General features: G+C 64.7%; 8 protein-coding genes. All 8 read right to left on the minus strand.

What is annotated here, in order from left to right; genetic code table 11:
* Nucleotides 1–91: 91 nt before the first annotated feature.
* A complete protein-coding gene (locus F6X62_RS13335; protein ID WP_153773791.1) occupies nt 92–1,585 on the minus strand; it encodes an efflux transporter outer membrane subunit in 1,494 nt (497 codons plus the stop codon).
* Nucleotides 1,582–4,692, minus strand: a complete 3,111-nt coding sequence (locus F6X62_RS13340) for a multidrug efflux RND transporter permease subunit (RefSeq protein ID WP_054890813.1) — start codon at nt 4,690–4,692, stop codon at nt 1,582–1,584. The genes F6X62_RS13335 and F6X62_RS13340 overlap by 4 nt, the downstream gene beginning before the upstream one ends.
* A complete protein-coding gene (locus tag F6X62_RS13345) occupies nt 4,689–7,787 on the minus strand; it encodes an MdtB/MuxB family multidrug efflux RND transporter permease subunit (RefSeq protein WP_153773792.1) in 3,099 nt (1,032 codons plus the stop codon). Before F6X62_RS13345 ends, F6X62_RS13340 begins: the two co-directional genes overlap by 4 nt.
* Nucleotides 7,784–9,055, minus strand: a complete 1,272-nt coding sequence (locus F6X62_RS13350; protein WP_153773793.1) for an MdtA/MuxA family multidrug efflux RND transporter periplasmic adaptor subunit — start codon at nt 9,053–9,055, stop codon at nt 7,784–7,786. Before F6X62_RS13350 ends, F6X62_RS13345 begins: the two co-directional genes overlap by 4 nt.
* A 212-nt stretch (nt 9,056–9,267) precedes the next feature.
* The gene (gene tpx / locus F6X62_RS13355; protein WP_054890816.1) at nt 9,268–9,768 is read right to left on the minus strand and encodes a thiol peroxidase; all 501 of its coding nucleotides are present in this window, start codon (nt 9,766–9,768) and stop codon (nt 9,268–9,270) included.
* 124 nt (nt 9,769–9,892) lie between these two features.
* On the minus strand, nt 9,893–11,173 hold the full coding sequence (locus F6X62_RS13360; RefSeq protein WP_054890817.1) for a serine/threonine transporter: 1,281 nt from the start codon (nt 11,171–11,173) through the stop codon (nt 9,893–9,895).
* 279 nt (nt 11,174–11,452) lie between these two features.
* The gene (locus F6X62_RS13365) at nt 11,453–12,652 is read right to left on the minus strand and encodes an amino acid aminotransferase (RefSeq protein WP_065862743.1); all 1,200 of its coding nucleotides are present in this window, start codon (nt 12,650–12,652) and stop codon (nt 11,453–11,455) included.
* A 119-nt stretch (nt 12,653–12,771) separates the two neighbouring features.
* Nucleotides 12,772–13,983 (minus strand): acyl-CoA dehydrogenase family protein, encoded by a 1,212-nt coding sequence (locus F6X62_RS13370; protein ID WP_153773794.1) that lies wholly within the window; start codon nt 13,981–13,983, stop codon nt 12,772–12,774.
* Nucleotides 13,984–13,992 lie beyond the last annotated feature (9 nt).

The following is a 13,992-nucleotide window of genomic DNA, read 5'->3' on the forward strand; positions in this document are numbered from 1 at the left end:
GGGAACTACAGGGTGGAAGATCCAGCGGTCGGTTACGCACGGTGCCGACGCTATCGCGGGCTTGCCCCGCGATCACGCCGACACTGCAACCTTACTGTTTGTCAGCCTCTGCGAACGCCGGCCCCGCTTCCCAGCCGCCGCCCAATGCCGCGATCAACTGCACGCTGGCCACCAGGCGCCCCTGCAGCAGATTCAGCACACTGCGCTCGTTACTCAGCGCCGTGGTCTGCACGTTCACCACGTCCAGGTAGCCGATCAGCCCGGCGCGGTACTGGTTCTCGGTCAGGCGCAACGACTCGCGGGCAGCATCCAGCGCCTCCTGTCGGACCACGGCTTCGTCGGCATACACCTTCAGTTGCACCATGTAGTTCTCGACCTCCTTGAAGCCATCGAGCACGGTTTGGCGATACTGCGCCACGGTCTGGTCGTAGACCGCCACGGTGCGGTCCACCTCGGCGCTGCGCTTGCCGGCATCGAACAGGGTCAGCGCCAGTTGTGGCCCGACCGACCAGTAGCGGTTCGGCAGCTCGATCCAGTTGTTGAAGCTGCTGCTCGAATAGCCGCCGTTCATGCTCAACGACAGGTCGGGGAAATAGGCTGCGCGCGACACACCAATGTTCGAGTTGGCCGCCATCACCTTGCGCTCCGCCGAGGCGATGTCCGGGCGGCGCTCCAGCAACTGCGACGGCACGCTTACCGGGATTGGCGGCAGCGCCGGAATATCATTGCTGGCAGCCAGCGAGAACTCGGCAGGCGCCTTGCCCATGAGTACGGCGATGGCGTTTTCATACTGAGCACGCTGCCAGGCCAGGTCGATCAGGTCGGCCTGGGTGCTCTTGAGCTGGGTACGCGCCTGAGCGACGGCATCGGGACCGGCGACGCCTGCACGGTACTGGTTCTGGTTCATTCGCAACGAGCGCTCGTAGGCGGCCACGGTGGCTTCGAGCAAGCGCTTCTGCTCGTCGATGACGCGCAGTTGCAGGTAGTTCTGCACCAGCTCCGACTGTTGGCTCAGACGGATCGCCGCCATGTCGGCCAGGCTGGCCTCGGCGCTGGATTCATTGGCGTTCATGGTCTCGCGCAACTTGCCCCAGAGGTCGATCTCCCAGCTCACACCCAACTGCGCGTTGTAGGTGTCGCGAATGCCGCTGCTGTTGTTCGACAGGCTGGAGCTGGAGCTGCCGGTGCCCTGGGCTGAACGGTTCTTGCTGGTGGTGAGGTTCAGCGACGGGAACAGCGAGGCGCGGCTGCTGCGTACCAGGGTCTGGGCCTGACGGTACTGCGCTTCGTACTGGGCAACCGTCTGGTTGCTGCGGTTGAGCTCCTCGACCAAAGCGTTCAAATCCTTGTCGCCGTACAGCTCCCACCAGGCCCCGCGGGCGATGGCATCCGACGGGTTGGCCTGGGTCCAGCCCTCGGCCTGCTTGAACTGCGCCGGGCTGCTGACCTCCGGGCGATGATAATCCGGGCTCAGGGTACAGGCGCTGAGCATCGCCACGCACAGGCCGGCACCGAGCAGGCGCGAGCCACGGCCACGGGTCAGCAGTTGCAGGGCACGGTGCAGCGGGGTCTGGGCAAAGTTCATAGCGGGGTTTCCAGGGCGGCGTCGGTGCGCACGCCGCGCCAACGGTTGAAACGGTGGCGCGCGCGGTCCAGGTACAGGTAGACCACCGGCGTGGTGTAGAGGGTGAGGATCTGGCTGAAGACCAGGCCACCGATGATGGTCAGGCCCAGCGGCTGACGCATTTCCGCGCCTTCGGCCTGGCTGAGCAGCAGCGGCAGCGCACCGAGGATGGCAGCGATGGTGGTCATCAGGATCGGCCGCAGGCGCAGCAGGCAGGCGCGGCGGATCGACTCTTCCGGCGACAGGCCTTCGTTGCGTTCCAGTTGCAGGGCCAGGTCGATCATCAGGATGGCGTTCTTCTTCACCACCCCGATCAGCAGGAACAGGCCCAGCAACGAAATCAGGCTGAACTCCCCGCCGGTCAGGTACAGCGTGAGCAGCGCACCGACGCCGGCCGAAGGCAGGGTCGAGAGGATCGTCAGCGGGTGGATGTAGCTTTCGTAGAGAATGCCCAGCACCAGGTACACCAGCACCAGGGCACCGAGAATCATGAACGGCTGGCCTTCGGCGTTCTTGGTGAAGGCATCGGCGTCGCCACCGAGCTTGGCGATCACCGACTCCGGCAGGCCCAGCTTGGCCACCTCGCGCTCCAGCGCGGCCAAGGCCTGGTCGACGCTGTAGCCCTCGGCGACATCGAAGGAAATATCCTCGGACGCGAACTGCCCTTCGTGGCTGACACGGTCGTTGGCCAGGCTGTTCTCGTAGCGGGCGATGGTCGACAGCGGCACGCGCGCGCCATCGGTGGTAATCACCTGAACCTGCTCGAGCGTACTAGGGTCCCAGGCGTACTTGGGGTTGATCTCCATCACCACCTGGTACTGGTTGAGGCTGTCGTAGATGGTCGAGATCTGCCGCTGACTGTAGGCGTTGTTCAGTACTGCGGTGACCATGTCCATGTCGATGCCCAGGCGCTTGGCCTGGTCGCGATCGACCACCAGCGTCACCTGCTGGGTGCCGGCACCGTCACGGGCATCGATGGCGGTCAGCTCGGGCAGCTTGCGCAAGGCCGCAGCCACTTTCGGGAACCACTCGCGCAAGGCCGCCAGATCGCCGCTCTGCAGGGTGTAGAGGTATTGCGAGGTGCTCTGGTCACGGCCACCGCCACCGAGCTGCAGGTCCTGGTCGGCCATCAGGTAAAGGCGCCCGCCCGGCACCTTGGGCAGCTCCTTGCGCAGCCGCTCGATGACCTTCTGGGCGTTTTCCTTGCGCTCGCCAATAGGCTTGAGGCGCACCAGCACGAAGGCATTGTTGGTGCCGCTGTTGCCACCGATGAAGCCGGCAACGCTCTGTACCGCAGGGTCCTTGAGCAGCGCACGGCGGTAAGTTTCCATTTTCGGCTGCATCACGGTGAACGACAGGCCGTCATCACCGCGCACGAAGCCTTGCAGCTGGCCGGTGTCCTGCTGTGGCATCAGGGTCTTGGGCACGATCACGTACAGGGCAACGTTGAGCACGATGGTCGCCAGCAGGCTGATCAGCGTCAGGCGCCGGTGGCGCAAGGCCCAGCCCAGACTCTTGTCGTACCCCTCGACCATGCGCTGGTGCACCCGGTCGCTCCACCGCTGCAGGCGCGTCTGGCCCTGTGGCGCATGGGGCTTGAGCCAGCGCGAGCAGAGCATCGGCGTGAGGGTCAGGGACACCAGCAGCGACACCAGGATCGCCGCCGCCAGGGTGATCGAGAACTCCTGGAACAACCCGCGCACGATGCCACCCATGAACAGGATGGAAACGAACACGGCCACCAGCGAGACGTTCATCGACAGCAGGGTGAAACCCACTTCCTTGGCGCCCAGGAACGCCGCGCGCATGGGCTTGGCGCCGTTCTCGATATGCCGGGAGATGTTCTCGAGCACCACGATGGCATCGTCCACCACCAGGCCCGTGGCCAGGATCAGCGCCATCAGCGACAGGTTGTTCAGCGAGAAGCCGCACAGGTACATCACCGCAAAGGTGCCCACCAGCGACACCGGCACAGCGAGGCTGGGGATCAGCGAGGCGCGCAGGTTGCCGAGGAACAGGTAGACCACCAGGATCACCAGCACCACGGCAATCAGCAGGGTGTGCTCGGCTTCCTTGAGCGTGGCCTTGATCACTGGCGAGCGGTCCATGGCGATGTTGAGCTTGACGCTGGCCGGCAGCAGCGATTGCAGGGCCGGAAGCTGGTCCTTGATCTGTTGCACGGTCTGGATGATGTTGGCGTTGGTCTGGCGGTTGACCACCAGCAGCACCGCCGCATCGTCGTTGAAGAAGCCGCTGTTGTAGCGGTTCTCGACGCCGTCGCTGACCTTGGCCACATCGGCCAGGCGCAGGATCGCACCGTTCTGCTGGCGGATCACCAGCGGCTTGTAGTCATCGGCCTTTTCCAGCTGGTCGTTGGCGCGTACCTGCCAGTTGCGTTCGGCGTCCTCGACGAAGCCCATGGGCCGACGCTGGTTGGCGTTGGCCACTGCGGTGCGTACATCGTCCAGGGCCAGGCCGTACTGGTTGAGCAGTTGCGGCTCGAGTTCGATGCGCACGGCCGGCAGCGAACTGCCGCCGATCTGCACCTCCCCTACCCCGGCGACCTGCGACAGGCTCTGCGAGAGGATGGTGTCGGCCAGGTCGTACAGCTGCCCTTTGGACAATACGTCCGAGGTCAGCGACAACACCATGATCGGCGCCTGCGACGGGTTGACCTTCTTGTAGGTCGGCATGCTGCGCATACCACTGGGCAACAGGTTGCGGGTAGCGTTGATCGCAGCCTGCACCTCGCGCGCGGCACCGTCGATGTCGCGCCCCAGGTCGAAGCCGATGATCACCCGCGTCGAGCCCTGGCTGGAGCTACTGGTCAGGGTGCTGACCCCAGCGATGCTGCCCAGCTTGCGCTCCAGCGGCGTTGCCACGGTCGAGGCCATCACCTCGGGGCTCGCACCCGGCAGGCTGGCCTGCACCACGATCACCGGGAAGTCCATCTGTGGCAGCGGCGACACCGGCAGCAACCCGAAGCTGACACCGCCCAGCAGCATGATCGCCAGGCTCAGCAGCATGGTCGCCACTGGCCTGCGAATGAACGGACCGGAAAGGTTCATGCCTCGGCCTGCGCAGTGTCGTCAGCCGGGCGCCAGCGGCGCGCCAGGCGGTCGAAATACAGGTAGATGACCGGCGTGGTGAACAGTGTCAGCACCTGGCTGACCAGCAGCCCGCCCACCATCACCAGGCCCAGCGGCTGGCGCAGTTCGGCACCGGAGCCCGTGGCGAGCATCAGCGGCAAGGCACCGAACAGGGCCGCCAGGGTGGTCATCAGGATCGGCCGGAAACGCAGCAGCGCCGCCTGGTAGATCGCCTCATGCGGGGTCATGCCCTGGTGACGCTCGGCCTCGAGGGCGAAGTCGATCATCATGATCGCGTTCTTCTTGACGATACCGATCAGCAGGATGATACCGATGATGGCGATCATCCCCAGATCGTTGCCGCTGAGCAGCAACGCCAGCAAGGCGCCCACTGCGGCTGACGGCAGGGTCGACAGGATGGTCACCGGGTGGATGTAGCTCTCGTAGAGCACGCCGAGCACGATGTACATGGTCACCACGGCGGCGAGGATCAGCAGCAAGGTGCTCGACAACGAGGCCTGGAAGGCTTCGGCGGCGCCCTGGAAGCGGGTCTGCACGCCCAGCGGCATGCCAATGTCCTGCTGCACCTGCTCGATCACCTGCACCGCTTCGCCCAACGACACGCCCTGGCCGAGGTTGAAGGACATCATCACGGCGGGGAACTGGCCGATGTGCGAAATGGCCAACTGTGCCTGGCGCTGCTCGATGCGCGCCAGCGCCGAGAGGCGAACCTGGCCGCCATCGGTGGCCTTGACGTGGATGGACTCCAGCGCCTGCGGACCAATGCTGGCCGCTGCCTGCGACTGCAGCACCACGCGGTACTGGCTGGCCTGGGTGTAGATGGTCGAGATCTGCCGCTGGCCGAAGGCGTCGTACAGGGCGTTGGTGATCTGTGCGACGGTGATGCCCAGGCGGCTGGCCATGTCGCGGTCGATCACCAGGTACACCTGCAGGCCTTTGTCCTGCAGGTCGCTGGCAACGTCGGTGAGCTCAGGGCGCTGTTGCAGGGCATGGACCAGCTTGCCGCTCCACTCGGCGAGCATGTCCGGGTCAGGCGAGGACAGGCTGAACTGGTACTGGGTGCGGCTGACCCGGTCCTCGATGCTCAGGTCCTGTACCGGCTGCATGAACAGGCGAATACCCACCAGCCGGTCGAGCTGCGGCTGCAGGCGGCTGATCACCTGGCTGGCCGTGACATCACGTTCGGCATGGGGCTTGAGGTTGATCAGCAAACGTCCACTGTTGAGCGTGGCGTTGTCACCGTCCACACCAATGTACGAAGACAGGCTCTGTACCGCCGGGTCCTGCAGGATCACCTTGCTCAGCGCCTGCTGGCGCTCGCTCATGGCGCTGAACGAAATGGACTGCGGGGCTTCGGAAATGCCCTGGATCACCCCGGTGTCCTGCACCGGGAAGAAGCCCTTGGGCACGATGATGTAGAGGAACACCGTCAGCGCCAGCGAGGCCACCGCCACCAGCAGGGTCAGCGGCTGGTGCTTGAGCACCCAGGTCAGGGCGTGGCTGTAGCGTTCGATCAGCCAGTCGATCCAGGCACCGCTGGCGCGGTAGAAGCGGCTCTGCTCTTCTTCCTTGGGTTCACGCTTGAGCAAGCGCGCGCACATCATCGGCGTGAGCGTGAGCGACACCACCAGCGAAATCAGGATAGCCACCGCCAGGGTGATGGCAAACTCGCGGAACAGCCGACCGACCACATCGGCCATGAACAGCAGCGGGATCAGCACCGCGATCAGCGAGAAGGTCAGCGAAATCAGGGTGAAGCCGATCTGCCGGGCGCCTTTGAGTGCTGCCTGCATCGGCGTTTCGCCTTCTTCGATGTGCCGGGAAATGTTCTCCAGCATGACGATGGCGTCGTCCACCACGAAACCCGTGGCAATGGTCAGGGCCATCAAGGTCAGGTTGTTGATCGAAAAGCCGGCCAGGTACATCACACCAAAGGTGCCGATCAGCGACAGCGGTACGGCGATCGACGGAATGATGGTGGCGCTGACCCGACGCAGGAAGACGAAGGTCACCATCACCACCAGCGCGATGGCGAACAGCAGCTCGTGCTGCACATCGCGCACCGCAGCGCGGATGGTCTGGGTACGGTCGGTGAGCACGCTGACGTCGAGGCCGGCCGGCAGGTTATCGGTGATCGACGGCAGCATCTGCTTGATGCGGTCGACCACTTCGATGACGTTGGCGCCGGGCTGGCGCTGGATGTTCAGCAGCACCGCGTGATTTTCGTTGGCCCAGGCGGCCAGGCGCTCGTTCTCGGCACCATCGACGATCTCGGCGACGTCCTTCAGGCGCAGCGGTGCGCCGTTGTTGTACTTGAGGATCAGGTTGGCGTATTCGTCGGGCGAACGCAGCTGGTCGTTGGCATCGAGCATCGATACCCGGGTCGGGCCATCGAAGTTGCCCTTGGGCTGGTTGACGTTGGAAGCGCCGATCAAGGTGCGCACGTCGTCCAGGTTCAGACCGTTGGCGGCCAGGGCATCGACATTGACCTTGATCCGCACCGCCTGGCGCTGGCCACCGGCGATGCTGACCATGCCGACACCGCTGATCTGGGCGATCTTCTGCGCCACGCGGGTGTCGACCAGGTCATTGAGCTTGGGCAGCGGCAGGGTGCCGGAGCTGATGGCCAGGGTCAGCACCGGGGTATCGGCGGGGTTGACCTTGTTGTACACCGGCGGCGCCGGCAGGTCGCTGGGCAGCAGGTTGCTGGCAGCGTTGATCGCAGCCTGGACCTGCTGTTCGGCAACGTCCATGTTCATGTCCAGGTTGAAGCGCAGGGTCAGCACCGAAGCACCGCCCGAACTGGTCGAGGCCATCTGGCTAAGGCCCGGCATCTGGCCGAACTGGCGCTCCAGCGGCGCAGTGACCGCGCTGGTCATCACCTGCGGGCTGGCGCCCGGGTAGAGGGTCATGACACGGATGGTCGGGTAATCGACCTGGGGCAAAGCCGCCACCGGCAGCATCTTGTAGGCGATCAGGCCGGCCAGGACGATGGCCAGCATGCTCAGCGTGGTGGCGACCGGGCGCAGGATGAACAGCCGCGAGATGTTCATGCGCCCGCCTTGCTCGACTCACCGGTCTGGGCCGAACCTTTGGCTTCCTGGCCTTGCAGATGCTGGCCAGGGGTGGTCGGGACTTGCGAGCTGTCTTCGACCACCTCGACCTGGGTGCCCTCGCGCAGGCGGTCGGTGCCTTCGAGCACCAGACGCTCGCCAGCCTTCAGGCCCTCCAGGATCACACTGTTCTCGCCGTCGCTGGCGCCGACCTTGAGCTTGCGCACATTGACCTTGTTCTCGGCGTTGACCACATAGGCGAAGGTGCCGTCGTTGCCGAACTGGATCGCCGCCGCCGGGGCCAGCACCACCTGCTTGAGGGTGTCGGCCAACAGGCGCACGTTGACGAACTGGTTGGGGAACAAGGCAAGGTCCTTGTTCTCGAAGAAACCCTTGAACTTCAGGGTGCCGGTGGTGGTGTCGATCTGGTTGTCGAGGCTGCCGAGCACACCGGTGGCCTGCAGTTTGCTGTCGCCACGGTCCCAGGCTTCGACCGGCAGGCGCGCGCCGCTGCGGTAGCGCTCGAGCACCGTGGACAACTCGGTTTCAGGGAGGGTGAAGGCGACGTTGATCGGCTCGGTCTGGGTGATCACCACCAGCGCCGTGGTGTCGTTGGCTGCCACCAGGTTACCCAGGTCGAGCTGGCGCAGCCCCAGGCGACCGCTGATCGGTGCACGGATCTGGGTGAATTCGAGGTTCAGGCGCGCGTCATTGACTGCCGCCTGGTTGGTCTTGACCAGCCCCTGGAACTGCCCCACCTGGGCCTCGGCGGTGTCCAGGGTCTGCTTGGCGATGCTGTCTTCGGCATACAGGCCTTTATAGCGGGCCAGGTCGACCTGAGCGTTCTTCAACTGCGCCTGGTTCTGCGCCAGGGTGCCCTCTGCCTGCTGCAGGGCGATACGGTACGAGCGCGGGTCGATTTCCGCCAGCAGGTCGCCAGCCTTGACCTGCTGCCCTTCCTTGAAGTGGATCTTGACCAGCTCACCCGCCACCCGGCTGCGAACATTGACCGTGTTGGTCGCCGTCACCGTACCCAGCGCCTTGTAGTAGAGCGGGAAGTCGCCGACCCGCACCGGCTCGACGCGCACCGGCACCGGGTCGCTGGAGGCACCAAAGCCTGGGCGCCCGCCTTTGCCCATGCGCACGCCCTGCTCCTTGTGCGTCGGGGCAGCGGCAGGCCACAGCCACCAGGCCAGCAACGCCACCAGCAGCAGGATCAGCAGGCCGAACAGCCAGCGACGGGGAGAACGGGAGGCAGAAGCTTGCATGGGTTGAACGAACCTTGTTCAGAGAGTGGCGACTGGGGAGGTTGAACGATAAGCACTGGCATCGTTTTAGCAAAGGGCCTTTACCAGGCATTTACCATTGGCTGACGTTGCTAAAACGATGAACTTTAAATGAAAACGGCCCGGAATGGCTTCCGGGCCGGCGTAACAGTGTGTAAACCGCCAGGGCCGCGCGGGGACCCTCTGGCCAGCGTTTACTTCAGAACAGCCAGAGCCGCCTCGTAGTTCGGCTCGTCGGCGATTTCCCCGACCAGCTCGGCGTGCAGCACCTTGTCGTTTTCGTCCAGCACCACGACGGCGCGGGCGGTCAGGCCGGCCAGCGGGCCGTCGGCGATGGCAACGCCGTAGTTCTCGATGAACTCACGACCACGCAGGGTCGACAGGTTCTTTACATTCTCCAGGCCTTCGGCGCCGCAGAAGCGTGCCTGGGCGAACGGCAGGTCGGCCGAGATGCACAGCACCACGGTGTTGGCCAGGTCATTGGCCTGGGCATTGAACTTGCGTACCGAGGTGGCGCAGGTCGGGGTGTCGACGCTCGGGAAGATGTTCAGCACCTTGCGCTTGCCGGCATAGTCCTTCAGCGACTTGTCGGCCAGGCCTTCGCCGACCAGGGAAAAGGCAGGCGCCTGGGCACCGACCTTGGGCAGCTCGCCCTTGACCTGAACCGGGTTGCCTTTGAGAGTCACTTGAGCCATGGCAGAAATCCTTATACGGGGTTTGAAAAGGATTCCGAGTTAATCGCTTTTAGCGCCAGGCTGCAAGCTTCGAGCAACAGGCAGGCGCGGATTGCCGCGCGCCCGCCTGCGCTGTGCAACGGCCTCAGTTCAGCAGGCCGTAGACCACCGAGCTCAAGGCCACCAGGCCGATCGCCACGACGAAGAGGTTGGACATCGCACCGCTGTACTTGCGCATCGACGGCACACGGCGGATGGCGTACATCGGCATCAGGAACAGCAGCACCGCGAGGATCGGCCCGCCCAGCGACTCGATCATGCCCAGAATGCTCGGATTGAGCGTGGCGACGATCCAGCACACCACCAGCATCAGTGCCGCGACCACGCGGTCCAGGGTCTTGGCGCCCGGGCGCAGGCCGGTCTTGACGATGATGCCCTTGAGGCCTTCGCTGGCACCGATGTAGTGGCCCAGGAACGACTTGGCGATCGCGACGAAAGCGATCAGCGGCGCAGCAAAGGCGATGGCCGGATTGCTGAAGTGGTTGGCCAGGTACGACAGGATCGACAGGTTCTGCGCCTTGGCCTCGGCCAGTTGCGCGCTGCTCAGGGTCAGTACGCAGCTGAACACGAAGAACAGCACCATCACCACCATCAGCAGGTGGGCACGGGCCAGGATCTGCCCGCTGCGCTCATCGGCGTGGTCGCCATAGCGACGCTTCTGGTCGACCGCGAAGGCCGAGATGATCGGCGAGTGGTTGAACGAGAACACCATTACCGGGATCGCCAGCCACAGGGTGTGCACGAACGCCGAGCCAGACGGCAACTGGCCAGCAGTATCGAGAATGCCACCATTCCAGTGCGGCACCAGGTACAGGGCCAGCAGCGCCAGGGCGACGATGAAGGGATACACCAGCAGGCTCATGACCTTGACCGTGGCCTGTTCACCGCAACGCACGATGGCCAGCAGGCCGAGGATCAGCACGAACGAGAGGATCGCCCGGGGCGGTGGCGTCATGTGCAATTGATGCTCCATGAAGCTTGCGACCGTGTTGGTCAGCGCCACGCTGTAGATCAGCAGGATCGGGAAGATGGCAAAGAAATACAGCACGGTGATCAGTGCACCGGCAGTGATGCCGAAATGCTCCTCGACCACCTCGGTGATATCGCCGCCCTTGCTGCCGGACAGCACGAAGCGGGTCAGCGCACGGTGTGCGTAGTAGGTCATGGGGAAGGCCAGCACGGCCAGGATCAGCAGCGGCCAGAAACCGCCGAGGCCGGCGTTGATCGGCAGGAACAGCGTACCTGCGCCGATGGCCGTGCCGAACAGGCCCAGCATCCAGGTGGTGTCTTGACGCGACCAGCTACCGAGGGTGGCTTGTTGGGTCGATTCGAAGCGTTGTTCAACGCTTTGGGCCTGCTCATTCATTCCGGGTGCAACTCCACTCGCAAGACTGCAACAGGCTGAGAGTGGCGAAATAGAAGCCTCACGCCACCTCAACCGAAAAAGAGGGGCGCGATTGTGCACTGAATAGGTGCTGTTGCGAAGCCCCGTCCGAGGGACGGCACCTGTTTTGGGAAAAGGAAGCGGATGATGGTGGGAGCGGCGGTTCGCCGCTGCGACTTGCCCGCGAAGGCGTCGGTAATCTCACGTCTTCATTCGCAGGCAAGCCCGCTCCCACAGCCCAGGCATGCCTGGCCCGGCGGATCAGCCCTGTTGCACCGCCGCGAATGCCTCGGCGACACGCTGCAGGTTGTCCGGACGCAGGCCCGCCATGCACACCCGGCCGCTGTCGATGATGTACACACCGAACTCGTCACGCAGGCGACGTGCCTGCTCGGCACTGAAGCCTGTGTAGCTGAACATGCCGCGCTGGCGCAGGAAGAACTGGAAGTCCTGGCCTGGCAACTGCTTGGCCAGTGCATCGACCAGGCCCTGGCGCATGTCGAGGATACGCTTGCGCATGGTCTCGACTTCCGCCTGCCACTGGGCGTTCAGGCCGGCATCGCCCAGCACCCCGGCGACCAGCAGTGCACCATGGCTGGGTGGGCTGGAGTAGTTGCGGCGCACGGTAGCCTTGAGCTGACCCAGTACGCTCTGGGCGGTTTGCGCGTCATCGCTGACCACCGACAGCCCCCCTACCCGCTCGCCGTACAGCGAGAAGATCTTGGAGAACGAGTTGCTGACCAGGCACGGCACACCGGCACGGGCCATTTCCCGGATGGCATAGGCGTCTTCGGCCAGGCCTTCGCCGAAGCCTTGGTAGGCGATGTCGAGGAACGGGATCAGCTCACGCGCCTTGACCACCTCGACCACTTGCTGCCACTGGCTCTGGCTCAGGTCGACGCCGGTGGGGTTGTGGCAGCACGGGTGCAGCAGGACGATGCTGTGCTTGGCCAAGGTTTGCAGGCTTGCCAGCATGCCATCGAAGTCCAGGCCGCGGGTGGCCTGGTCGAAGTACGGGTAGGTGTGCACCTTGAAGCCCGCGCCTTCGAAGATCGCGCGATGGTTGTCCCAGGTCGGATTGCTGACCCACACCTCGGACTGCGGGAAGTAGCGCTTGAGGAAGTCGGCACCGACTTTCAACGCTCCCGAGCCACCCACGGTCTGCACAGTGGCGACACGCCCGCCGGTCACGGCCGGGTGGTCGGCACCGAACAGCAGTGCCTGGATCGCCTGGCGGTAGCTGGCCAGGCCTTCCATGGGCAGGTAGAGCGAGGCTTCATGCGGCTGGCCGGCCAGGCGTTCCTCGACCTGGCCTACCGATGGCAACTGCGGCACCACACCGGCTTCGTCGTAGTACAGGCCGATACTCAGGTTGACCTTGTCGGCACGGGGATCGACCTTGAAGGCTTCCATCAACGAGAGAATCGGGTCGCCGGCATAGGCATCGACATGTTTGAACACAGCGTGCAGCTCCTTGGATCAGGACAGTTCGGAAAGGCTTCCCCGAGCATACCTGCAGTGGCGCGCAAGGAACATCATTGAATGTGCAAGCTGTGAGTGCAGGTTTGCATAGCGCCTCCTCAGAACAACCCCGACACCGGTGGGCGGGTGCCCTTGAGCTGCCAGGCCCCGACCACCGCCGCCTTCCACTGCCGTGGATTGTGGTTGGCCACGGTACGGGCATTGCGCCAATGGCGGTCGAGATTGTGCGCGCGCCCGGTGGTCGAGGCGCCGCCGACGTCGAACAGCGTCTCGGCCGCTTTGAGCGCAAGTTCTGCGACCAGGTACTGGGCCTGCGCCACCTCGAGGGCAGCCTGCTCCACCAATGCCTCGTCCAACTGCGCCGCCCAGGCCCGGTCGATCGTGGCGGCCGCCTTCAGCACCAGCGCCTCGGCGCCGTAGGCGCGCGCTGCGATATCGCCCACGCTCAGTTCCACATAGGGGTCGTCCACCGAACGACTGGCCGTGCTGTGCTTGATCGGCCGGGCATGCTCGCGAGCGAAGCGGGTGGCATCGTCCAGCGCATTGCGGGCGATCCCGGCCAGCACGGTGCCCAGGAACAGTTGCAGGAACGGCGTCACCAGCGTACGCCGGCCCTCCTCCACGGTACGCGTGCGCAGTTCGCTCTCCTCCACCCGCACATTGCGCAGGTGCGTGGTGCCGCTGGCGGTCAGGCGCTGGCCCATGGCATCGAAATCATCGACCAGCTCCAGGCCGTCGCGATCACGCGGGAGGATGAACGACACCGGTTGCTCGTCCTCATCCAGCGCCACCGCGCTGACATAGTCGGCGAACAACGCTCCGGTGCTATAGAACTTGCTGCCATTGGCGCGATAGTGGTCACCCTCGCGGACCAGCCTTGCAGCGATGGCACCATTGGCGCCGCCGAGTTCCCAGCCGGCATTGCCGATCACCGCGCCTTGCAGGTAGCGCGCGAACCAGCGCTCGCGCTCCTGTTCGGCATCCTCTGCGCTCGACACCAGCAGGCCCTCGACAAAGGCGAAACCCGGGCGCAGGGCCTGGGCAACGTTGGAATCGGCCGAGGCGATCTTCAGCAGCAGCTCGATGACATCGCTCACCGTGCCACCGGGCCCACCATAACGGGTCGGAATACGCACGGTGTAGAGCCCGGCGGCAGCCAGTTGGGCGATGGCCTCGAACGGCAGTTGGCGCTCGCGCTCGCGTTCGGCGGCACCGGCGGCGATGTGTGGCAGCAGCGCATCGATGCGCGTCTTCAAGGCCTCGACGCTGGCGGCGGGAGCCTGGGAGGGGAAACGTTGGAAGGTGGTCATGGGGCAATC

The organism is Pseudomonas sp. MNR3A (assembly GCF_009650575.1).
GTDB lineage: Bacteria > Pseudomonadota > Gammaproteobacteria > Pseudomonadales > Pseudomonadaceae > Aquipseudomonas > Aquipseudomonas machongensis.